16 protein-coding genes are annotated in these 21,662 nt (G+C 72.9%); 8 read left to right on the top strand and 8 right to left on the bottom strand.

Annotated features, from left to right (window positions below; genetic code table 11):
• Positions 1–18 precede the first annotated feature (18 nt).
• A complete protein-coding gene (locus tag BKA14_RS15205; RefSeq protein WP_184951583.1) occupies positions 19–798 on the top strand; it encodes a hypothetical protein in 780 nt (259 codons plus the stop codon).
• Between the two features lie 17 nt (positions 799–815).
• On the opposite strand, the gene BKA14_RS15200 is transcribed toward BKA14_RS15205, so the two are convergent.
• Positions 816–1,586, bottom strand: a complete 771-nt coding sequence (locus BKA14_RS15200) for an SDR family NAD(P)-dependent oxidoreductase (RefSeq protein ID WP_184951582.1) — start codon at positions 1,584–1,586, stop codon at positions 816–818.
• Complete coding sequence (locus BKA14_RS15195) at positions 1,586–2,377, bottom strand: alpha/beta hydrolase (RefSeq protein WP_184951581.1); 792 nt, start codon at positions 2,375–2,377, stop codon at positions 1,586–1,588. The genes BKA14_RS15200 and BKA14_RS15195 overlap by 1 nt, the downstream gene beginning before the upstream one ends.
• A 103-nt stretch (positions 2,378–2,480) precedes the next feature.
• Here BKA14_RS15195 and BKA14_RS45045 point away from each other — a divergent pair, with 103 nt between their 5' ends.
• The 4 genes from BKA14_RS45045 (at position 2,481) to BKA14_RS45565 (ending at position 8,844) form a co-directional block, all read left to right on the top strand.
• Positions 2,481–5,195, top strand: a complete 2,715-nt coding sequence (locus BKA14_RS45045) for an AAA family ATPase (RefSeq protein WP_184951580.1) — start codon at positions 2,481–2,483, stop codon at positions 5,193–5,195.
• Between the two features lie 63 nt (positions 5,196–5,258).
• Positions 5,259–7,871 carry a LuxR C-terminal-related transcriptional regulator gene (locus BKA14_RS15185; protein ID WP_184951579.1) on the top strand — a complete coding sequence of 871 codons (2,613 nt, stop codon included), beginning with the start codon at positions 5,259–5,261 and terminating at the stop codon, positions 7,869–7,871.
• Between the two features lie 71 nt (positions 7,872–7,942).
• A complete protein-coding gene (locus BKA14_RS15180) occupies positions 7,943–8,359 on the top strand; it encodes a type II toxin-antitoxin system VapC family toxin (RefSeq protein ID WP_184951578.1) in 417 nt (138 codons plus the stop codon).
• A 131-nt stretch (positions 8,360–8,490) separates the two neighbouring features.
• Positions 8,491–8,844: a class I SAM-dependent methyltransferase gene (locus BKA14_RS45565; protein ID WP_203722548.1), complete on the top strand. Its 354-nt coding sequence runs from the start codon at positions 8,491–8,493 to the stop codon at positions 8,842–8,844.
• On the opposite strand, the gene BKA14_RS15170 is transcribed toward BKA14_RS45565, so the two are convergent.
• The 5 genes from BKA14_RS15170 to BKA14_RS15150 are packed head-to-tail and all read right to left on the bottom strand — an operon-like array spanning position 8,785 to position 14,542.
• The gene (locus tag BKA14_RS15170; protein WP_184951577.1) at positions 8,785–9,876 is read right to left on the bottom strand and encodes an ABC transporter ATP-binding protein; all 1,092 of its coding nucleotides are present in this window, start codon (positions 9,874–9,876) and stop codon (positions 8,785–8,787) included. The genes BKA14_RS45565 and BKA14_RS15170 overlap by 60 nt on opposite strands.
• Positions 9,873–10,853 carry an ABC transporter ATP-binding protein gene (locus tag BKA14_RS15165; RefSeq protein WP_184951576.1) on the bottom strand — a complete coding sequence of 327 codons (981 nt, stop codon included), beginning with the start codon at positions 10,851–10,853 and terminating at the stop codon, positions 9,873–9,875. The genes BKA14_RS15170 and BKA14_RS15165 overlap by 4 nt, the downstream gene beginning before the upstream one ends.
• A 6-nt stretch (positions 10,854–10,859) precedes the next feature.
• Positions 10,860–11,804 carry an ABC transporter permease gene (locus tag BKA14_RS15160; protein WP_184951575.1) on the bottom strand — a complete coding sequence of 315 codons (945 nt, stop codon included), beginning with the start codon at positions 11,802–11,804 and terminating at the stop codon, positions 10,860–10,862.
• Complete coding sequence (locus tag BKA14_RS15155; RefSeq protein ID WP_184951574.1) at positions 11,801–12,808, bottom strand: ABC transporter permease; 1,008 nt, start codon at positions 12,806–12,808, stop codon at positions 11,801–11,803. Before BKA14_RS15155 ends, BKA14_RS15160 begins: the two co-directional genes overlap by 4 nt.
• A 57-nt stretch (positions 12,809–12,865) precedes the next feature.
• Positions 12,866–14,542 carry an ABC transporter substrate-binding protein gene (locus BKA14_RS15150; RefSeq protein WP_239093247.1) on the bottom strand — a complete coding sequence of 559 codons (1,677 nt, stop codon included), beginning with the start codon at positions 14,540–14,542 and terminating at the stop codon, positions 12,866–12,868.
• Between the two features lie 179 nt (positions 14,543–14,721).
• Here BKA14_RS15150 and BKA14_RS15145 point away from each other — a divergent pair, with 179 nt between their 5' ends.
• The 3 genes from BKA14_RS15145 (at position 14,722) to BKA14_RS15135 (ending at position 20,638) form a co-directional block, all read left to right on the top strand.
• The gene (locus tag BKA14_RS15145) at positions 14,722–15,330 is read left to right on the top strand and encodes a hypothetical protein (protein WP_184951573.1); all 609 of its coding nucleotides are present in this window, start codon (positions 14,722–14,724) and stop codon (positions 15,328–15,330) included.
• 236 nt (positions 15,331–15,566) lie between these two features.
• Complete coding sequence (locus BKA14_RS15140; RefSeq protein WP_184951572.1) at positions 15,567–18,299, top strand: AfsR/SARP family transcriptional regulator; 2,733 nt, start codon at positions 15,567–15,569, stop codon at positions 18,297–18,299.
• Between the two features lie 239 nt (positions 18,300–18,538).
• The gene (locus BKA14_RS15135; RefSeq protein WP_184951571.1) at positions 18,539–20,638 is read left to right on the top strand and encodes a sensor histidine kinase; all 2,100 of its coding nucleotides are present in this window, start codon (positions 18,539–18,541) and stop codon (positions 20,636–20,638) included.
• On the opposite strand, the gene BKA14_RS15130 is transcribed toward BKA14_RS15135, so the two are convergent.
• Positions 20,635–21,654: an aldo/keto reductase gene (locus BKA14_RS15130; RefSeq protein WP_184951570.1), complete on the bottom strand. Its 1,020-nt coding sequence runs from the start codon at positions 21,652–21,654 to the stop codon at positions 20,635–20,637. The two genes, BKA14_RS15135 and BKA14_RS15130, sit on opposite strands and share 4 nt — an antisense overlap.
• Between the last annotated feature and the right edge of the window lie 8 nt (positions 21,655–21,662).

Genomic DNA, 21,662 nt, shown 5'->3' with positions numbered 1-21,662 from the left:
GATCGGGGAGAATTCCACATGCGACGCATACTGTTGGCGGTCGTGCTCATGCTGTCGGGCCTGGCGCTCGCGGCACCGGCGAGTGCGGCGGCGCCGGCGCCCACCGTGCGGCTGGTCTCGTCCACGATCGTGGCCGGCGGGGCCGCGGTCGACTTCCGTTACACCGTCAACTGTGGTGTCGCGGCCGGACGGTTCAGCCTTTACGAGGAGGTCCTGCAGGAGGTCGGGGAGCGGACGACCGGCGCCCACGGCAACCAGTTCCTCGACTGCACGGGACGCGCGCAGGACGTCGCCGTCCGCACCTGGTACGCCTTCACGTATGCCGTGGTGCCCGGCCCGGCCACCCACAAGCTGAGCGCGGACTTCCTGCTGCCCGGGGGCAACCTGCAGACGTCCCTGGAAGGCGCGGTCACGCTGCGCGACGGGGCGCCGCGCAACACGATCAGCGCCGCCGGGGTGCCGACGCTCTTCTTCTACGGCGACTCGGTCGACACCGCGCACAACACGATCACCCTGACCGCCGTCTGGAAGTGCGACTCCAGCCTGGCCAAGGGGGCCGGCATCACGGTGGCCCAGGTGGTCGACGGCCGCGTCCCGCTCGGCAACGCCGGCTTCGAGTACGAGTGCACGGGGCAGTGGGAGACCACGCGGCTCGTCTTCGAAGGCCAGCCGGGCGCGCTGCCGCTGCGGGCCGGTGCCGTCAGCGTCACCAGCCAGTTCGCCTGGTGCGGCAACGACGAGAACGGCGAGTTCTCCTGCACCGACCGCTATCTGAGCGACACGGTCACGGTGGCGTGAGCTGACCGGCCCGCTGTCTAGAAGAGGGTGGTGACGAGGCCCCCGTCGATGCGGACGTCGGCGCCGGTGATGTTGGCGGCCTGGTCGCCGGCCAGGAACACGACGAGGGCGGCGACCTCCTCGGGCCGGGTGAAGCGACCGGTGACCGAGCCGCCGGCGGCGGCCGCGGCGACCGCTTCCGGGTCGGCGCCGGTGGCCCCGGCCACGGTTCGGGCGACCCCGCCGTCGCCCAGCCACAGCGCGGTCGCGACCGGGCCGGGGCTGACCGTGTTGACCCGGATGCCGGCCGGTCCGTATTCCTTGGACAGCGACTTGCACAGGCTGGACAGCGCGGCTTTGGCCGCGCTGTAGTCGAGCACCAGCGGGTCCGGCAGGACGGCGTTGACCGAACTGACCGTGACGATGCTGCCCGACCCGCGTTCCACCATTCCGGGCAGCACCGCGCGGGCCATCCGTACGGCGGTCAGGAGGTTGATCTGCAGGGTGGCCGCCCAGTCGTCGTCGGTCACCGACAGGAAGCCACCGGTGCGGGGCCGGACGGCTCCGACGTTGTTGACCAGCACATCCGCCTGAGCTGCCGCGGCCACGACGGCTTCCGGATCCGTGAGGTCGGCCAGGACCGAGACCACACGGCCCGTGTCCTCGAGGGCCTTGAGCTCGGCCGAGCCGCCCTTGGACACGGCCGTCACCGACGCGCCCTCGGCGGCCAGCGCTTGCGTGACGGCCAGACCGATGCCCCGGCTGGCCCCGGTGACGAGCACGTTCTTGCCCGCGAGCCCGAGGTCCATCAGAGACCCTGCTTCCGCAGCCAGGCCAGTGCGGTGCCGGCGACCTCGCGCCAGCCGCTGTCGATCGTCAGCGAGTGACCCCGGTCGGGGAACTCGGTGATGTCGGTGACCGCCTCGGAGTGCCGGTACTGCTTGAGCGTGGCCCGGGTGACCGCCTCGGGCACGGTGTGGTCCTTGCCCCCGGTCATCAGCAGCAGCGGCCCGCGGTTCTGGTTGGCTGTGTCGACCTTGGCCGGCGAGTGCGGGTCGAAGTTGGCCGCGGCCGCCTCGAACAGCGGCTTGCCGGGGGCCGGGATCGTCCACTGCTCGAACAGCGCGTCCGATTCCGCCGCGGGGATCGCGTTGCCGAACGCGAACCGGAACTGCTCGGCGGTCAGCGACACCGCGCGGTGCTTGTTGGCCGGGTTCTTGAACACTGGCAGGGTGGCCCGCAGCGCCGACAGCGGCAGCGGCAGCACGCCCTTGATCTGGGCGGCGTCGATCGCGACGGCGGCCCGGGCCAGGTCCTGCCCGAGCAGCTTCTGCGCGATCATGCCGCCGAAGGAGTGACCGATCAGGATCGGGGGCGCGTCCAGACCGCGGATGATCTGCGCGAAGTGCTCGACCACGTCGTCGATGCCGTGGTCGGCGATGCTCTCGGGGGTCTCGCGGGCCTCGGCCACGGTGTCGGGGTCGCCGGGCCAGCCGGGCGCGATCGGCGCGTAGCCCTCGGCGGCGAACATCTCGATCCACGGGTTCCACGAGGTCGCATGCAGCCAGAGACCGTGGATGAACACAAGCGGTGTCGTCATGACCGTCAGCCCACCACCGGCGTACGGGGTCGGGAATCAGGGAAAGCCCACAGTCTTCGCGGGCGGGTTGCGCGGGCGAACCCGGGGTTCATAAGGTCATCCGGTGACGCTCTTCGTCGGCCGGGCGGGGGAGTCCGAGCAGCTGAGGGCCTGCGCCGACGAGGTGCGGGCCGGTGGGTCGCGGCTGGCCGTGATCGAGGGCGAGGCCGGCATCGGCAAGAGCGCCCTGCTGAGCAGCTTCGCCGAGTCGCTGAGCGACTTCACCGTTCTGCGAGCCACCGCCGATTCCTCCGAGACCGATTTCCCGTACGGGGTGATCGGGCAACTGGCGAGCCGTGTCGCACCGGAGGGATCGCTGGCCGCGCCCGCCGCCGACGCGTCGCCGCACGTGATCGGCGGGCAGCTGCTCCTGCTGCTGGGTGAGCTGCAGAAGCCGGGCCGGCCGGTCGCGGTGATCGTGGACGACCTGCATTGGGCCGACCGGCAGTCGACGCGGGCGCTCGGCTTCGTGCTGCGGCGGCTGTGGTCCGACCGGGTGCTGACCCTGCTGGCGACCCGGCCGGCCGCTGAGCCGCTGGACCAGCTGCTGCGTTCCGCCGACCAGGCGACGAAGGTGCTGCTCGGCGGCCTGGACGGCGACGCGGTGGCGAGGCTGGCGGGCGTGATGCTCGAGGGCCCGCTGACGCCGGGGCTCATCGACCGGTTGCACGACTACACCGGCGGCCACCCGCTGCACCTGCGCACGGTGCTGGCCGAGGTGCCCGCCGACGTGCTGCGCGACGAAGGCCTGCGCCGCTGGCCGGTGCCGCGCTCGCTGCTGGTCGCCATCAAGGCCCAGCTCGACCGGCTGCCCGCGGAGTCCCGCGACCTGCTGGACGCGCTGGCCGTGCTGGACGCCAGGGTGCCGCTGGCCGCGGCCGGGCGGCTGGCCGGGCTGGCCGATCCGGCCCGGGCGCTCGGCCCGGCGCTGGCGGCCGGCCTGGCTGTGTGGTGGCCCAACGAGCCGCAGAGCCCCGTCGGCCTGGTGCACTCCCTGCAACGCGACGCGCTCTACGACGCGCTCGGCCCCGGACGCCGCCGCGTCCTGCACGCCGGCGCGGCCCACCTCGTCGGCACGGCCGCGAGCTGGGCCCATCGGGTGGCCGCGGCGTCGACCACCGACGAGGGCCTGGCCGCCGAGCTCGAACAGTCCGGGCTGGCCGAGGCCGCGGCCGGGCGCAACGCCGTGGCCGCCACCCGCCTGCGCTGGGCCTCGGCGCTGTCCGCGGGCCGCGACGACCGGGAACGGCGGCTGCTCACCGCGTGCGCCCAGTCGCTGCTCACCCTGCGGGCCGACACCGCCCTGCCGCTGCGGCCGCAGGTCGAGGACTGCGCGCCGGGCCCGCTGCGCAGCTGCGTCCTCGGGATCATGGACATGATGACGGGCCGCATCCCCACCGCCGAGGCCCACCTGAGACAGGCGCGGGAGGAGCCCGGAGCGGGCTGGGTGGCCGCCCTGGCCGCCCTGTTCCTGGCCCAGATCACGATCGCGGGCGGGCGCGGCGCGGAGACCGTCGAGATCGCCCGGCAGACCCTGACGATCGGCGACCTCGACCCGGCCACCACCGACCTGGCCCGCGCGCTGGTCGCCACCGGCCGCATGTGGCACGCCGGTCCCCGCGCCGCGCTGGACGACCTCACCCACCTGCCCGAGTCCAGCGTCGACGTGCGCGACGACAACCTCGACACCCTGGCCACCCGGGGCGTGATGCGGCTGTTCCTGGGGCACCTGCCCGGGGCCCGCACGGACCTGCGCACCGTCGCGCTGCGCGACCAGCAGGGCGCGAGCTCCCGGCTCGGCCCGGCCACGCTGGCCCTGCAGTCCGTCGTGCACTACCTGGCCGGCGAGTGGGACGAGAGCGCGTCGGCCGCCGACCGGGCCCGCGCCGTCGCCGTCTCCCAGGACCAGCTGGCCTTCGACGCGGCGGGCCGGTTCGCGTCGGTCTGCGTCGACGCCGGCCGCGGCGACTGGGACCGCGCCGAGCGCCGCCTGGGCGAACTGGCCACCATCGTGCAGTCGTTCGGGTCACCGCCCGACATCGTCTACTCGTCGCTGGCCGCGGCCACCGTGGCCCAGGCCCGGGCCGACGACGCCGGCCTCCTGCAGGCGCTGCAGCCGCTGCTCACCGGCACCAGCCTGCGCTATCAGCCCTTCCGGTTGTGGCAGCAGGCGTTGCTGGCCGAGGCGCTCACCGGCGCCGGGCGGCTCGACGACGCCGAGGCGGTGCTGCACGACCTGCGCGACGAGCACGACGGGGGTTACCTGCGCGACGTCGTGGCCCGGCTCGGCGGCCGGATCGCGGAGGCGCGCAACCGTCCCGGCGACGCCGAGGAGACGTACCGGCGGGCCCTGGTGGCCGAGGTCGACGACGACACCGCGCCGCTCTACCGTGCGCGCTTGGAGCACTCGTACGGGAAACTGCTCCTGGCGACGGGCAGCGCATCGCGCCGGGACGCGGCGACCTGGCTCACCCGGGCCCACCGCCGCTTCGGCACGCTGCGGGCCGAGCCGTTCCGGCAGCGCTGCGAGCAGGACCTGACCGCCGCCGGCCTGACCACCGCCGACAGCCACCCCGGCCGCCCCCTGACGCTGACCGAACGCGAGCTCTCGGTGGCCCACGTGATCGCTCAGGGCCGGACGAACCAGGAGGCCGCGGCCGAGCTCTACGTGAGCCAGAAGACCGTTGAGTACCACTTGTCCAGGATCTACGCCAAGCTGGGCATCTCGTCGCGCCGCCTGCTGGCCGACGCGCTCCGGGACCCTAGCCTCGGCGTTTAGGGTCCGGCCCCGGCCACCCGTACGGGCTCCGGATGGTCCCCTGGAGCGCGGGGGTGATGCCTGATGTTCGTCGGTCGTCACGAGGAACAACGGATGCTGGCCGGACTGGTGGCCGGGGTGCGCGACGGCCGCAGCGGCACGCTGGTGCTGGCCGGCGAACCCGGCACCGGCAAGACCAGCCTGCTGGGCCAGGCCGGCGGTGTCCGGGTCGTGCCGATCGCCGGGGCCGAGCCCGAGATGTGCCTCGGCTACGCGGCCCTGCACCGGCTGCTACGACCCTGGCTGCCCCGCCTCGACGCGCTGCCCGCACCCCAGGCCGGCGCCCTGCGCACGGCGTTCGGGCACACCGCCGGCGGCCCCGCCGACCGCTACCTCGTCGGCATGGCCACGCTGACCCTGCTGGCCGGCGTGTCCACACCGGAACCCCTGATCTGCGTGATCGACGACGCGCAGTGGCTCGACCGGGAAACGGCCGACGCGCTCACGTTCGTCGCCCGCCGCCTGCACGCCGAAGCCCTGGGCCTGCTCTTCGCCACCCGCCCCGACGGCCTGGCGCGGCTGGGCGGGCTGCCCGTCACGACGCTGACCGGCCTGCCCCGCGCCGACGCCCGCAGCCTGCTGACAGCCCGCGTCGCCGGGCACCTCGACGACACGGTGGCTGACCACCTCGCCGCCGGCACCGGGGGCAACCCGCTGGCCCTGATCGAGCTGGCCCGCACCCTGACCCCGGGCCAGCTGGCCGGCCTGGTCCCGCTGCCCGCCCCGCTCCCCGTCGGCGACCTGCTCGAGACGCACTTCCTGGGGCAGATCAGCCCGCTGCCCGCGCCCGCCCGCCTGTTGCTGCTGCTCGTGTCGGTCGCGTCGCCCGGCGACCCGGCACTGCTCTGGCGGGCCGCGGTGCAGCTGGGCATCGCCGCCCACGAAGCCGACGTCGCGCTGTCGGCCGGCCTTCTGACGCCGGCGCTCGACTTCCGGCACCCGCTGATCCGCTCGGCCGTGCATCGCGGCGCCGACCCGTCCGACCGGCGGCGGGTGCATGCCGCCCTGGCCGCCGTGCACGACCCCGTACGGGATCCGGACCGGCACGCGTGGCATCGCGCGCAGGCCACGATCGGGCTCGACGAGGACGTGGCCGCGCTGCTGGAGAAGGCGTCGGAACGCGGCGGCCATGCCGTACGGGCGGCCTTCCTGGCCCGCGCGGCCGACCTCTCACCCGGCCCCCGCGCGCAGGCGTCGCGGCTGGTCGCGGCGGCCCGGGCCCACCTGGTGCTGGGTGACCCGGTGGCGGCCGGGCAGATGCTCGACCGCGCCGAACCCGGCCTCGACCGTCCCGTGCCCCGCGCGCTGGCCCGCCAGGCCCGGGCCACCGCCGAGATGTACGCGGGGCGCTACGACGCGGCACCCCGGATCCTGCTGGAGGCGGCCGCCTCGATCACCGCCGAGGACGCCCCGCTGGCCCGCCGGATGATGTTCGAGGCGCTGCAGGCCATGCTGGTCACCAGCGATCAGGCCACCATGCTGGAGCTGGCTCGCACGGTGCTGGCCGCCCCAGCGCCGGCGGACCCGTTCCTGATCGGCTTCGCCACCCGCATCACCGGCGACTACCGCACCGCCGTGCCGCTGCTGCGCGACGCGCTGGCCGCCGTGGACACCGACGACGGCCTGCCGCTCGCCGTGATCAGCATCCTCGCCGCCGACGACCTGTGGGACGAGGAAGCGGGCCGGCGGGCGTGGAGCCGGCTCGAAGCGTACGACCGGGACAACGGCGCCCTGGGCTCGTTGCGCACCACCCTCGCCGTCGGTGTCGCCTGGGAACTGCGGGCGGGCCGTTTCGACGCCGCCGAGGCGCTGCAGGACGAACTGACCGGCCTGTCCCGCGTGGTCGGCCAGCCGATGCGCGGCGAGCCGCAACGCATCGAACTGCTGGCCTGGCAGGGCCGCGAGACCGAGGCGCGGGCGCTGGCCGCCGCCGCGACCGGCCTCGGCTTCCTGGTCCGCAACTCCCTGGCCGTCCTGGAGATCAGCCTCGGCGACTACCCGGCCGCGCTGGCCTGCGTCCAACCCTCGCTCGAGTGGGACAAGCCGGGCGCCGCCACCCGATCCCTCCCCGAGATCGTGGAAGCCGGCGTGCGCAGCGGCGACCACGAGACGGCCAAAACGGCCCTCGTACGGATGGAGCAGCGCGCCCCCGTCAGCGGCACCCCGTGGGCCCTGGGCCTGCTCGCGCGCTGCCGGGCCTTGATGGCCGACGACCCCGACGCTCTGTACCGGGAGGCGCTGGACCACCTCGGCCGCACCCGGATCGTCACCGAACTCGCGCGCACCCACCTGCTCTACGGCGAATGGTTGCGCCGCCGGCGCCGCCGAGCCGACGCACGGGTCCACCTGCACCACGCCCATGACCTGTTCACCCACATGGGTGCGGCCGCTTTCGTTTCCCGTACGCGGTCCGAACTGCTCGCGACAGGCGAAGTCTTCCCCGCCCCCGCCGCCCGCACCGGCGGCCACCTCACTCCGCAGGAACGTCAGGTCGCCACCCTGGCCGCCGCCGGGTCCACCAACACCGAGATCGCCGCCCGCCTGTTCCTCAGCACCTCCACCGTCGAATACCACCTGACCCGCATCTACCGGAAACTCGGCATCACGTCCCGCCGCAAACTGGCCGCCGCCCTCTGAACAGTTCGTGGACGCCGCCGCTCGTCGGTCGTCCCGGCGAACCCTGCGCGCCCAGGCCTTACGCTGACGAGATGAGCCGGTACGGGATAGACGCGCCCACACTGCTCCACCTGGTCGCCAACGGCCTGGTGGCGGACAGCGGCCACCAGCTGGTCGCCCCGAACACGATCCGCTCGGAGGCGATGCACCTGCTGCTGACCGACGTCCGCGCCGGCCGTCGCTCGGACCGGGAGGCCCTCGGCCTGCACGAACGAATGACCGAACTCAAGCTGCGCGTCCTCGGCGACCGCGTCTCCCGGACAACGGCCTGGCGAATCGCCCGCGACCAGAACTGGGACACCTTGCGCGACGCCGAGTACCTGGCGGTGACCCGCTTACAGGCCGACGCCCTCGTGACGATCGACCCGTCCCTGGCCACCAAGGCGGAAGGCATCGTGCCCCTGGCCCCCCTGGAAGCGCTGCTCAGACCCGTGGACGCTGCGCAATGAGCCACGAGTCGTCCAACCGCCGCTGCTAGGACGACCACGCGGCGGCGGGGCACGGACCCCCGGCCCGCGACCACCGGTCCCGGCCCACGCCGGGCTGGGGTCTGGGGGCCACCCCGGAGTCCCAAGTCCACGTGCTCCCCGACGACCTGGCCGGGCTCCGCACGATCGAACTGGGCTGCGGCACCGCTTCCGTCTCGGCGTGGCTGGCTCGACTCTGCGCCCCACCCGTCGGCGTCGACATCTCGTCCGAACAGCTCGCTACCGCGCGGGCGATGCAGAACGAGTTCGGCGTCGACTTCCCCCTGCAGGCCCCAGCGCGATCAGATCCTCGACCGCTGCCCGGTCCGACCCCCGAGTCTGCGGCTCACCACCATCCTGCGACAGTCGAAGGTCAGGATCGGGTGAATCGCGCGGGCGGGCGGCCTCTACTGTGTGGGCAGGTCCGGTTGGGTCGGGATCAGCTCGGCGGCTGTGTCCGGGCCTGAGCCGGGGCGGACCAGTTCGGGGCGGACCTCGTGCGGGCGCAGTTCGCCGCTGCGGATCTCGGAGGCGAAGTGGCAGGCGACCCGCTGGCCGGAGGAGTCGAACACGCGCAGCTCCGGCCGTTCCGAGGCGCAACGCTCCTGGGCCCAGGGGCAGCGGGTGCGGAAACGGCAACCGCTGGGTGGGTCGGCGGGGGAGGGCAGGTCGCCGGCCAGGAGGATGCGTTCGCGGCGGTCTTCCACCTGGGGGTCGGGGATGGGGACGGCCGAGAGCAACGCTCGGGTGTAGGGGTGCAGCGGTCGTGCGTACAGCTGATCGGCGTCGGCCTCCTCGACCAGCGCGCCCAGATACATGACGCCGATCGTGTCCGAGATGTGGCGGATGACGGCCAGGTCGTGGGCGATCACCAAGTAGGTCAGGCCCAGGGACTCCTGCAGGTCGTCGAGCAGGTTGACGACCTGGGCCTGGATCGACACGTCGAGCGCGGACACCGGCTCGTCGGCCACGATCAGGTCGGGGCCCAGCACCAGGGCGCGCGCGATGCCGATGCGTTGGCGCTGGCCGCCGGAGAACTCGTGCGGATACTTGCGCAGCGCCGACGCCGGCAGCCCCACCGAGTCGAGCGTGGACCGCAGTCGTTGCGCGGCGCCGGCCTGTAAGCCGTGCGCTTTGAGGCCTTCGACGAGCAGCGACTCGACCGATTGGCGCGGGTCCAGGCTGGACATCGGGTCCTGGAACACCATTTGCATACGGCGGCGGAACTGCCGGAGGCGTTCGCCCGTGAGGGCGCGCACATCCGTACCGTCGAAGGTGATTCCGCCCGCCGTGGGCTCGACCAACCGCAGCAGGCCGCGGCCCAGGGTCGACTTGCCGCAACCGGATTCGCCGACCAGGCCGTAGGTTTCGCCGCGGGCGATGGCCAGGGAGACGCCGTCGACGGCGTAGACGTGCCCGACCGTACGGTCGAAGAGCAGTCCGCTTTTGATCGGGAAGTGGACCTTGAGGTTGTCGAGCGAGACCAGCGTGTCGGTCACGCGGGCACCTCCAGCGGGACGGGGTTGGTGCAGCGCAGCGCGCCGCCGCGGACACCGGGTTCGAGCGGCACCACGGAACCGATGCAGTCGTCGATCACCCGGTCGCAGCGGGGGGCGAAGGCGCACCCCTCGGACCAGGGGATGTTGTCGCTGACGGAGCCGCGGATCTGGTGCAGCCGCCCGCCCCGGCCGGCGTCGAGGCGGGGGACCGACTGCAGCAGGCCGTCGGTGTACGGGTGGCGGGGCTCGGCGAACAGGTGGTGGCGGTAGGCGCGTTCGACCACCTTGCCCGCGTACAGGACGTTGACCGTGTCGCAGAGGCCGGCCACGACACCGAGATCGTGGGTGATCATGACCAGGGCCGTACCGGAGTCGTCGACCAGCTCCTTGAGCAGGGTGAGGATCTGGGCCTGGATGGTGACGTCGAGCGCGGTCGTGGGCTCGTCGGCGATCAGCAGGCGCGGCTTGCAGGCCAGGGCGATGGCGATCAGGGCGCGTTGCCGCATGCCGCCGGAGAGCTGGTGGGGGTATTCCTTGAGCCGGCGCTGCGGGTCGGGGATGCCCACCGCCTCCAGCAGGCCCCGGGCCTCGCGCAGCGCGGCCTGCCGGGTGCGGCCCTGATGGCGTTCCAGCACCTCGGCCACCTGGACGCCCAGCGGGATCACCGGGTTCAGCGAGGAGAGCGGATCTTGGAAGATCATGCCGATGTCGCGGCCCCGCCAGTCGCGCAGCTCGTGCGGGCGCAGCTGGAGCAGATCGGTGTCGTCGAAGAGGACCTGGCCGGTGACCGTGTTGCCGCGGCGGGGCAGCAGCCCCATGATCGCGAGGCTGGTCACGGATTTGCCGCAGCCGCTCTCGCCGACCAGCCCGACCGTCTGACCGGGCTCCACCGTGAAGCTGACCCCGTCCACCGCGGTGACGGTCCTGGGGCCACGACCGAAAACCACCGAAAGGTCCCGTACGTCGAGCAGAGGCATCACTGATCACCGCCTGTTCTTGGGGTCGAGCGCCTCACGGATGCTCTCGCCGAGCAGGGTGAAGCCGAGCGCGACGAAGATGATCGCCAGGGCCGGGAAGTAGGCCAGTTCCGGGCGCACCTCGAAGTAGCGCACCCCGTCGACGCCCAGCATCAGACCCCACTCGGCCCGGTTGATGTCGGGGTCGCCGAGGCCCAGGAACGACAGCGCGGCCGCGTCCAGGATCGCCACCGCGAAGGTCAGGGTGGCCTGCACGATCACGGCGGTCAGCGAGTTGGGCAGCATGTGCCGCAGCACGATCGTGCGCCGCTTGACGCCGAGCGCGCGGGCGGCCAGCACGTGATCGCTCTCCCGTTGGGCCAGCATCGACCCGCGGAGCAGCCGGGCGAAGATGGGCACGTTGACCACCGCGACCGCGATGATCACCGTCCATTGAGTGGATTCGCGGGCCAGGGCGACCAGGGTGATCGCCAGCAGCAGGCTGGGCAGGGCCAGCATCACGTCGGTCAGCCGCATCACCAGCACGTCGACCCAGCCGCCGACCGCGCCCGCCAGGGCGCCCAGCAGCACGCCGATGAGCAGGCCGATGAGGGTGGCCAGCACGCCGACGAACAGGGTCTGGCGGGCACCGAAGATCATCCGGGAGGCGAAGTCGCGGCCCAGCGGGTCGCTGCCCAGCGGGTGGCCCGCGGTGGCGCCGGGGATGCTGTCGACGGTCAAGTTCCGGGTCAGCTCTCCGAATCGCTGCACCGGGTCGTGCGGGGCGACCAGCGGGGCGAAGATCGCGATGACGAGGAACAGCAGGATGATCGTGGCGCCGACGACCGCGGTGGGGTTGCGCAGCAGCCGCCGGCCGGCGTCCCGCAGCAGGCTGACCCCGCCCGGCTCGGCCGTGCGGGCGATGAGCTCGTCGATCCGCCGGCGTTTGTGCTCGGCCAGGGCACCGGTCATCGCACACGCACCCTCGGGTCGATGATCGCGTAGGAGAGGTCGACGAGCAGGTTCACCACGACGAACACGGCCGCCGCGAGCAGGATCAGCGCCTGCAGCACGGGATAGTCGCGGCTGCCGCCGATCGAGTCGGTGATCAGCGTGCCCAGCCCGCCCCAGTTGTAGACCTTCTCGGTCAGCACCGCGCCCGCCAGCAACGCCCCGGTCTGCAGGCCGATGATGGTGACCACGGGCAGCAGGGCGTTGCGCAGCACGTGCCGCTTGCGGACCGTGGGACTTCGCAGGCCCTTGGCGTCCGCCGTACGGATGTAGTCCTCGTCCAGCACGTCGAGCACGCTGGCCCGGGTGATCCGGATGATGATCGCCAGCGGGATCGTGGCCAGGGTGAGGGCGGGCAGCACCAGATGCCACAGCGCGTCGGCCGACGCGTCCAGTTCCCGGGTCAGCAGCCCGTCCAGCACGAAGAAACCGGTCACGTCGGTGTTGTCCATGCCGGTGCTGATCCGGCCCGAGGGCGGGAAGAGGTGCAGGCCCTGGGTCAGCCAGTCCTTGAGCAGATAGCCCAGGAAGAAGATCGGGATGGAGATGCCGACGAGGGTGACGATGATGGTCGCGTTGTCGAGCAGCCGGCCGCGATGCCGGGCCGCCAGGTAGCCCAGCGGGATGCCCAGGCCGATCGCGATGACGATGGCGGCCAGGGCCAGCTCGATAGTGGCCGGGAAGGACCGGCTGATCACGTCGATGACCGGCTCACCGGTGCGGATGGAGTTGCCGAAATTGCCGGTCACCACGTTCTTGAGGAAGCGGCCGTACTGGACCCAGATCGGCTGGTCGTAGCCGAGGGCCCGGGTCAGCAGCTCGCGGGTCTGCGGGGTCGCGCGCTCGCCCAGCAGCGCGTCGACCGGCCCGCCGGGCAGGCTGCGCAGCCAGAAGAAGACCAGCGTGGTCAGCGCGATCAACGTGACGGCCAGCTGGACCAGGCGGCGCAGGACGACTCTCACCATGCCGGACTCCTTTGCACGCCGGACGACCCGGCCCGCGGGCCGGGTCGTCCCGGAGATCTACTTGGTGAGCGAGACGGAGTTGAACGTCTCGGCGGTCAGCGGGCTGGGCACCAGGCCCTCGACGTTCTTGGCGGTGGCCAGGGCGGGCGGGGCGTGCCAGATCGGCACGGCGGGCAGCCACTTCGTCGCCAGGTCGCGGTTGACCTGCTCGAACGCGGCCTTCTTGCCGGCCTCGTCGACAGTCGCGTCGGCCTTGCCGATCGCGCTGAACATCTCGGTCATCGCGTCGTCACCGAACTCGGGCTTGGCCCGGCCGAAGAACGTGCCGACGAAGTTGCCCGGGTCGTTGTAGTCGCCCGTCCAGCCCAGGATGTGCAGGTCCTGTTTGCCGAACTGCTGCACGTCGTCCTTGAAGCCGCCGTTCCAGGGCCGCGGGACACCGTTGATCTTGATGCCGGCCGCCTGCAGGTCGTTGGCCAGCACGGTGAAGATCTCCTGCGGGTTCGGCATGTACGGCCGGGTGACCTCGGTCGGGTAGTAGAAGTTGAGCGTCAGCCCGGTCGCGCCGGCCTCGCTCAGCAGCTGCTTGGCCTTGTCCACGTTGTACTCGTACTTCTGCACGTCCGGGGCGTAGCCGAGCACCGTGTCGGGCAGGAACTGGTCGGCCACCGCGGCGCCGCCCGGTCCCTTGGTCTGCACCAGCTGGGCGCGGTTGAGGGCGTAGGCGATCGCCTGCCGTACGCGCAAGTCCCTGAGTTTCGGGTTCTTCTGGTTGATGCCCAGGTAGAGGATGTTGAAGGCGGGCCGGTCGAGCACCTTGTAGCCCTCGCCCGCCAGCGCCTTGCGGTCGGCCGGGGCCGGGAAGTCGATCGCCTGCACCGTGCCCGCGCGCAGCTCCTGCTTGCGGGTGTTCTCATCCTTGATGATCTTGATGATCATCTTGTCGACCTTGGCCTTGTCGCCCCAGTAGTCAGGGTTCTTGGTGAGCGTGATCTCGCCGGTGGCCTTGTTCCAGCCCCCGTACGTGAAAGCGCCGGTGCCGGTCGGGTGCTCGTTGGCGAACGCGCTGTACGCGAACGAGTCGCCGTTCTGCGTCACGGTGTTGCCGTCATACTTCTTGACCGCCTCGGGGCTGACAATCGAGAACGCGGTCAGCGCGAACGCGCCCGGGAACGCGCCCTTGTACTTCTTCATCGTCACGACCGCGGTCGAGGCGTCCTGGGCCTTGCAGTTGTCGTAGACCGCGTCGGGGCTGCCCTCGAACCCGCCGAAGACGTCCTGGTAGTAGATCATCTGGGACTGGGCGGCCTCGCCCTTCATGGTGTACCAGCGGTCGAAGTTCGCGCAGACCGCCGCGGCGTCCAGCGGGGTGCCGTCGTGGAACTTGACGTTCTGCCGCAGCTTGAACGTCCAGACCTTGCCGGTGGCGTCGTTCTCCCAGCTCTCGGCCAGACCGCCGACCAGCTCGGCGGTGCCGGGCTTGTGGGTGACGAGAGTGTCGTACATCTGCCGGATCGGCCGGAACGACTCGCCGTCGTCGTTGAAGATCGGGTCGAAGTTCTTCGGGTCGCCGGCGCCCGCGAAGATGAAGGTGCCGCCGGAACTCGAACCTTCCCCGCCGCCGTTGTCGCGGTCGCTGTCCGCGCAGCCGGCCAGGCCGATCATCAGTGTCGCGACGGCGCCGGCGGCGATGACCGCCCGGAACCTGGTCGCCCGCATTCGTGATGCACGCATTCGTTCACCCCGTCCTTGGGTTACGGACATGGACCCGTGACGCTGGTCACCGTTGGCGAGACATTAACCACTCGCCGGCCATAGATGGGTGTCTTGGTATCGGATCGTGTCCTTTGTGGTCCGTCACGATCTTCACGGCGGCCCGGGGCGGGTCCTCCGGTGGTCGTCCGGCGCGCGCGATGCACAGATTGCTTCCCACGTACGTCTTAAGGAAGGTGAACCAGTTCGACGAGCACATCCGCGACGGGATGGCCGAGGGTGAAAGGCTGCCCACGGACCCGGCCGTGGTGTACGCCCGCGTGCAGGAGTTGTCGCAGTCGTACCGGCAGCGCCGGCGCCTCGCGCAGTCGGCCGGCAGCGCGGTGCTCGGAGTCGGGTTGATCGCCGGGCTGGTCCAGATGCACGGCTTCCTGCAGGGCGGTACGGCCGCACCGCAATCCACGAGCTCGTCGTTCCACCCCGCCGACCCGGTGCCCTCCTCCTCCCGCGCCGCGGCCGTCCCCTCCTCCCGCGCCGATCCTGCCCACGCCGGCCCGCCCGGTCCTTCCCGCGCCGGCCGTGCTCGCGCCGCGTCCTCCGGGCCCGCAGCCGGAGGCGCCGAGCGGCGTGCGGGAGCGCGGGAGCTGGACGCCTTCTTCAACGCCGGCTACCACTGGGCCCAGGCCGAACAACTGGCCCGGCTGTGGAACATCGAGGACCCGGCCGATGCCAAGATCGTGGCGGGTCGCCGCTTGCTCGCGGGCCAGCGCCTGCCGGTCGCCCCCGACGGGCCGGCCGCCTCCGACTGACCCGCACGCCGACGGACGTGCCGCCCCGGACCCGCCGCCCCAGCAGCCGCGGCTCCGATGGCCGGCAGCTCCGGCGGACGTGCCGCCCGGGACCCGCAGTCCCCGACGGGCCTGCTGCTCCGGCGGCCCGCTGCTCCGCCGGCCGGCAACTCCGAAGGGCCGCCGCTGCGGCGGGGCCGCCGTCTCGGGAGTCGCCGCGGAGCGGGCTTTGCCCCGTGTGAGATCGTTGCGGGTGAATGTCTCTTGTCGCCGGGAGTGCTGTGCTCGAGGTGCGCCTGCTGGGCCCCGTGGAACTCTGGGCCGGGTCACGACCACTGCCGGTCGGGGAACCGCGGCAGCGTGCGGTGCTCGCCGCGCTGGCCTGTGACGCGGGCCGGGTGGTCACGGCCGAGACCCTGATCGACCGGGTGTGGGGCGAGGCCGCGCCGGCCCGGGCCCGCCACACCCTGCAGTCCCACCTGGCCCGGGTGCGGGCCGCGCTGCGCCGGGGCGGGGACGACCCGCTGGTCCGGCGTTCCGGCGGCTACCTGCTGGACCTGCCGGCCGACCGGGTCGACCTGCTGCGGTTCCGCGCGCTCACCGAGCAGGCGCGGGGTGACCTCGGGCGGCTGCGCGAGGCGGTCGGGTTGTGGCGTGGCGAACCGCTGGCCGGGCTGGCCGGTGACTGGGCCGCCTCGATGCGCGCGGCCTGGGACTCCGAACGTCTCGTGGCCGTCGTGGCCTGGGCCGAGGCCGAGCTCGCGGCGGGCGACCCGGTCGCGGTGATCGGGCCGCTGAGCACGATCGTGCAGGAGCAGCCGTTCGTCGAGCCGGTCACGGTCGCGCTGATGCGGGCGCTGCACGCGATCGGCCGCACCGCCGACGCGCTGGGTCAGTACGAGGCGTTGCGCCGCCGGCTCGCCGACGAGCTGGGCGCCGATCCTGCCCCGGCCACTCAGGCCGCGCACGCCGCCGTTCTGACCAGCAACGGCAACGCGGCCACGGGGACGGTCGAGCCGGTGCCGGACGAGCCCGTGCCGGCTCAGCTGCCGGCCGATGTGACCGGGTTCGCCGGGCGGGCCGAGGCGCTGGCCGCCCTGGACAAGGTGCCGTCGCTGGCCGTCATCGGTGGTTCGGCCGGGGTGGGCAAGACCGCGCTGGCCGTGCATTGGGCGCATCGCGCGGCCGGCCGTTTCCCCGACGGCCAGCTCTACGTCGACCTGCGTGGCTTCGGCCCGAGCGGCGCGGCGAGAGACCGCGGCGGCGCGGCAGGGGACCGGGGCGGCGCGGCGGAGGACGGCGCGGCGAGGGATGGCGCGGCGATGGACCCGGGGGAGGCGGTCCGCGGCTTCCTGGGTGCGCTGGGTGTCCCCGCGCCCCGCATCCCGGCCGAGGCCGCCGCCCAGTCGGCGCTGCTGCGCAGCCGGCTCGCGGGCAAACGGATCGTGCTGGTGCTCGACAACGCCCGCGACAGCGACCAGGTGCGCCCCCTGCTGCCCGGCGCCGGCTCCTGCGTGACCGTGGTGACCAGCCGCAACCAGCTCACCGGGCTGGTCGCGGCGGACGGCGCCCACCCGCTGCGGCTGGACGTGCTCAGTCAGGGCGAGGCGCGGGAATTGCTGGACCGCCGGCTCGGCCCGGACCGTACGGCGGCCGAGCCCGGAGCCGGTGACGCCATCATCGACCTGTGCGCGGGGCTGCCACTGGCCCTCACGCTGGCCGTCGCGCACGCCGTCATGCAGCCCGCGCTCGGCCTGGCGACCCTGGCCGACGGGCTGGCCGGCACCCGGCAGCGGTGGTCCACGCTCACCGGCGACACCCCGGGCACCGACGTACGGGCGGTCTTCTCCTGGTCGTACGAGGCGTTGAGCCCGGCCGCGGCCCGGCTGTTCCGGCTGCTCGGCGCGCACCCGGGCCCGGATTTCGCCCCGGCCGCGGTGGAGCACGCCGACGAGTTGTCCGAACTGGTCCGGTCGAGTCTGATCACCGAGCACACGCCCGGCCGGTACCGGCTGCACGACCTGATGCAGGCGTACGCGGAGGAGCTGGAGACCGACCCGGCCGCGCGCGACGAGGCCACGGCCCGGCTGTTCGGCCACTATCTGGGCGTGGCCGCGGCCGGGGCATTGCTGCTGGCGCCGGCCCGGCTCGCCCCGGTCCTGCCGATCGAGCCGGCCGCGGGTCTCACCGACGCCGCGGCGGCCATGCGCTGGTTCGCCGCGGAACGGGCCGTGCTGCTGGCCTGGGCCGCCCGCACCGGCGGTGACCGGCCGTGGCAGGTGGCCTGGACGCTGGACACCTACCTGTACCGCCAGGGCCCGTGGCACGACCTGGTCACCGTGTGGGAGGCGGCGCTGGCCACGGTGCGCAACGAGCCGGCCCGGGCGTACGCGCACTACCGGCTGGCCCGGGCGTGGACCCTGCTGGAGCGCCCGGCCGAGGCCGACCGGCACTACGGGCTCTCGCTCGAGGTCTACGAACGGGCCGGGGACGCCCCCGGGCAGTCCCAGGTGCACCACGAGATGGCGATCCTGCGCGAGCGGCAGGGCCGGATGCGCGACGCCCTGACCCACGCCGAACGGGCCCTGGAGCTCTCCGACCACGCCGTCGTGAACACGCTCAACACGATCGGCTTCTACCGGGCGCAGCTGGGCGACTTCGCCGGGGCGCTCGAGGCCTGCGAGCAGGCGCTGGCGTTGTGCGACGACAGCGACGACGACATCCGGGCCGCCATCTGGGACAGCCTCGGCTTCATCCGGCACGGCCTGGGCGAGCACGACGCGGCGGTCGCGTGCTACGAGACGGCGCTGGCGCTGTACCGCCGGATCGGCGATCTCTACTGGGTGGCCGACACATTGGTCCACCTGGGCGACACGCACCGCGACACCGGCCGGTCGGCGCGGGCCCGGGCGGCCTGGCAGGAGGCGCTGAGCCTGTTCGAGGAGCTGGGTCACGCCCACGCGGCCGAGGTGCGGTCCCGCCTGTCCTGACGCCGCAGGAATTCCACAGGGCCGGTGGGCGATCGTCGATCCCGACCTGCCATCGGCGAAAGGAGCCAGCCATGACCGCGCGCAAGGGTGCGACCTGGGGCCGCGGAGCGACCTGGGGCTAGCAGACCGGCGCCGCCCGGGACGTCGGGCGGCGCCACCCCCGCCCGGGCGCGAGATTGCCTGACGATTACCTGCGGATACCACTCAGGCGGTTCCGATCCGGTGCCGAACGGGAGGGTGTGCGGTTAGCTCGCAGTGCGCGAGGGTGGTGGCGATCCGCGGCGTGGCCGCTGCTGATCTGGCTGCTGCTGGGCGCGGCCGGGACGACCGGCCTGCTGTGGCAGCAGCACAACAGCCGGCAGGCGTCGGACCAGCGCTTCGAGCTGCGCGTCGCCCTGATGCGCGACTTCGTGACCAGCTACACCACCGACCTCATCCAGCGCGAGAGTGTGCAGGCCCGCGCCTCGCTGACCGGCACCTCGGTCGAGCGGGCCCAGTTCAGTCAGGCCGTCGCCGGCTTCGGCTACCCCGCGGCGGTGCTGATCGACGACCGGGGCCGGGTGTTGCAGGTCGTGCCGGCCGACCCCACGGCGATCGGTAAGGAAATCGCTTCGCGCTACCCGCACCTGCGGACCGCGCTGCGGCAGGGGCGTCCGGCGGTGTCACCGGTCGTCCGTTCGGCGGTCCGCGGCGTACCGGTGGTGGCCTTCGCCGTGCCGTTCGACTCCCTGTCGGGACGGCGCGTGTTCTCCGGCGCGGTCCCCGTCCGCGACGGCCCGCTGTCGGCCTATCTGAGCAGCGCGTTGTCGTTGTCCGGGGCCCAGGTCCAGCTGGTCGACTCGGCCGGCAGCATCGTCGCCGCCAACCGGCCGCTCGACGCCGAGTTGCCCACGCTGGCCACCGAGAACGGCGCCCTCGCGGCGGCCGTGCGGCAGGGCGAGCACGGCCGCTACCTGGCGGGCGGTGAGTGGTGGCGGTACAGCTCGACGCCCATCGCCGGCACCCCGTGGCGGCTGACCGCCACCGTCAGCGAACAGGTGCTGTACGGGGCTCAGGCCGGCAGCGAGATCGCCGGGCGGGCCGGTCTGATCGGCGCGGCCGCGGTCGGCCTGCTGGTCGTTGTGGCCATCGCCCGGGCCGGGCGCAGCCGCCAGGAATTGGCCACCAGCGAGCAACGGTTCCGCAGGGTGTTCGACGACGCCGCCATCGGCATGACCCTGACCGACGACCACGGCCGGTTCGTCCGCGTCAATCCGGCTGCCTGCGAACTGTTCGGCCGGACCGAGGCCGACCTGACCGGCCGCCGGTACGCCGACGTCATGCACCCGGACGACGTCGAGACGGTCCGGGCTCACGGCCGCGCCTGCCTCGCCGGGCACACCAGCGGCTTCCGGCTGGACGTCCGCTACGTGCACGCCGACGGGCTCACCCGCGAGACCTCGACCACCAGCGCCCTGCTGCGCGACGGCGAGGGCCGGCCGACCCACTTCGCCACCCAGATCGTCGACATGACCGAACGCAACGCGCTGGAACGGGCCCGGCTGGCCGACGAGGCCGAACTGGCCCAGCGGGCCCAGCAGCTGCAGGAGGCCAACGGGCACCTGGCCGACTTCATCGCGATGCTCAGCCACGACGTCCAGCAGCCCCTCACCAAGATCGTGGGGCTGGGTGAGCTGCTCCTGGAGGACTGGGACGTCTCGTCGGAGGACGACAAGCACAACGACGTCCAGCGGATCACGCGGGCCGGCAATCAGGCCAGCGACCTGGTCAACGACGTGCTCACGCTGGCCCGGCTGGACGCCGGCGCCATGCGGGCCCGGCCCGTCAGCCTCGACCTGTGCCACCTGGTGCGCACCGTGGTCGCCGCCCACCAGGCCGGCGGCACCCCGGTCACCGTCGTCGCCCCCGATCAGACCCGCGGCCGGGCCGACAGCAAGCTGCTCGAACTGATCCTCGGCAACCTGCTCAGCAACGCCGTCAAGTACGGCGAGCCGCCGTACGAGGTGACCGTGGCCAACCGGGCCGGCCACGTCGAGATCCGCGTGGCCGACCACGGCGAGGGCGTGCCGCCGGCGTTCGTGCCGCACCTGTTCGACCGGTTCACCCGGGCCGACAGCGGGGTCGCGGTCAGCGCCAGCGGCACCGGGCTCGGTCTCTACCTGGTGCGGCAACTGGCCGAGGCCAGCGGGCTGACGGTCGGCTACCGGCCCCACGAACCCCGTGGCGCGACCTTCGTGGTCACCGTGCCGCACGGCGACGACGAAGAGCCGCGGCCGGGGTTCAGCCGGGCCGCCCTCAAGGCCCACGGCATCCAGAGCCGCCCGAACCAGCGCCGTTAGATGCTGCGCCCGCGCTGGTCGATGCCGAGAGGCCCGTACGGGTAGTCGTTGGGCCGCGGATCGCTCGCCTCGTCCAGGGCCGCGGTCTCCTCGGCGCTCAGGTGCAGCCCGGCCGCCTTGAGGTTGGCGTCCAGCTGGTCGAGGGTGCGCGCGCCCAGGATCGTCGAGGTCACGGCGGGCCGGTCGGTGACCCAGGCCAGCGCCACCTCGGCCATCGACACGCCCCGCGCCTCGGCGACGCGCTGCACGGCCTCCACCACGTCCCACGTGCGGGCAACGTTGCGCCGGTCGTACGCCTCCATGCCCCGCTCCGGGTTGTCGCCGAGCCGGGAGGTGCCGGTGGGCCGCTGGTCGCGCTGATATTTGCCGGTCAGCCAGCCGCCGCCGAGCGGGCTCCACGGCAGCAGGCCCAGCCCGGCGTCGAGCGAGGCCGGGACGACCTCGTACTCGATCTCGCGGACCAGCAGGTTGTACTGCGGTTGCAGGCTGACCGGGCCGGTCAGGCCGAGTTCGCGGGCCAGCGCCACCGCCTTGGTGAGCTGCCAGCCGGTGAAGTTGGAGAAACCGTAGTAACGGATCTTGCCGGCCCGGACGAACCCGTCCAGGGTGCGCAGCGTCTCGTCCAGCGGGGTGATCGGATCCCACGCGTGGGCCTGGTAGAGGTCGACCGCGTCGACGCCGAGCCGGCTCAGCGAGGCGTCGAGCGCGCGGGTCAGGTGGCGGGTGGACAGCCCGGCGCCGTTGGGGTCGTCAGCCATCGGGAAGCGGCCCTTGGTGGCCAGCACGACGGCGTCGGTCACGTCGGCCGGGCGCGCGGCCAGCCAGCGGCCGATGATCCGTTCCGACTCGCCCTTGGAGTACACGTCGGCGGTGTCGACGAACGTGCCCCCGGCCTCGACGAACCGGTCGAGCTGAGCGTGCGAGACCTTCTCGTCGGACTCGTTGCCGAAGGTCATCGTGCCCAGGCAGAGGGTGGAGACGGCGCATCCGCTGCGTCCAAGCGTGCGGTATTCCATGTTCCCCA

It is taken from the genome of Paractinoplanes abujensis (assembly GCF_014204895.1).
In the GTDB taxonomy this organism is placed as follows: domain Bacteria; phylum Actinomycetota; class Actinomycetes; order Mycobacteriales; family Micromonosporaceae; genus Actinoplanes; species Actinoplanes abujensis.
The sequence above is the reverse complement of the archived record's forward strand: the minus strand, read 5'-3'. Positions and strand labels throughout refer to the sequence as shown.

Bases quoted from the DNA above. Each gene is read 5' to 3' on its own strand.
- BKA14_RS15205 (WP_184951583.1), top strand. From the start codon at position 19: ATGCGACGCATACTGTTGGCGGTCGTGCTCATGCTGTCGGGCCTGGCG.
- BKA14_RS15200 (WP_184951582.1), bottom strand. From the start codon at position 1,586: ATGGACCTCGGGCTCGCGGGCAAGAACGTGCTCGTCACCGGGGCCAGC.
- BKA14_RS15195 (WP_184951581.1), bottom strand. From the start codon at position 2,377: ATGACGACACCGCTTGTGTTCATCCACGGTCTCTGGCTGCATGCGACC.
- BKA14_RS15185 (WP_184951579.1), top strand. From the start codon at position 5,259: ATGTTCGTCGGTCGTCACGAGGAACAACGGATGCTGGCCGGACTGGTG.
- BKA14_RS15180 (WP_184951578.1), top strand. From the start codon at position 7,943: ATGAGCCGGTACGGGATAGACGCGCCCACACTGCTCCACCTGGTCGCC.
- BKA14_RS15165 (WP_184951576.1), bottom strand. From the start codon at position 10,853: ATGCCTCTGCTCGACGTACGGGACCTTTCGGTGGTTTTCGGTCGTGGC.
- BKA14_RS15160 (WP_184951575.1), bottom strand. From the start codon at position 11,804: ATGACCGGTGCCCTGGCCGAGCACAAACGCCGGCGGATCGACGAGCTC.
- BKA14_RS15155 (WP_184951574.1), bottom strand. From the start codon at position 12,808: ATGGTGAGAGTCGTCCTGCGCCGCCTGGTCCAGCTGGCCGTCACGTTG.
- BKA14_RS15150 (WP_239093247.1), bottom strand. From the start codon at position 14,542: ATGCGTGCATCACGAATGCGGGCGACCAGGTTCCGGGCGGTCATCGCC.
- BKA14_RS15145 (WP_184951573.1), top strand. From the start codon at position 14,722: ATGCACAGATTGCTTCCCACGTACGTCTTAAGGAAGGTGAACCAGTTC.
- BKA14_RS15140 (WP_184951572.1), top strand. From the start codon at position 15,567: ATGTCTCTTGTCGCCGGGAGTGCTGTGCTCGAGGTGCGCCTGCTGGGC.
- BKA14_RS15130 (WP_184951570.1), bottom strand. From the start codon at position 21,654: ATGGAATACCGCACGCTTGGACGCAGCGGATGCGCCGTCTCCACCCTC.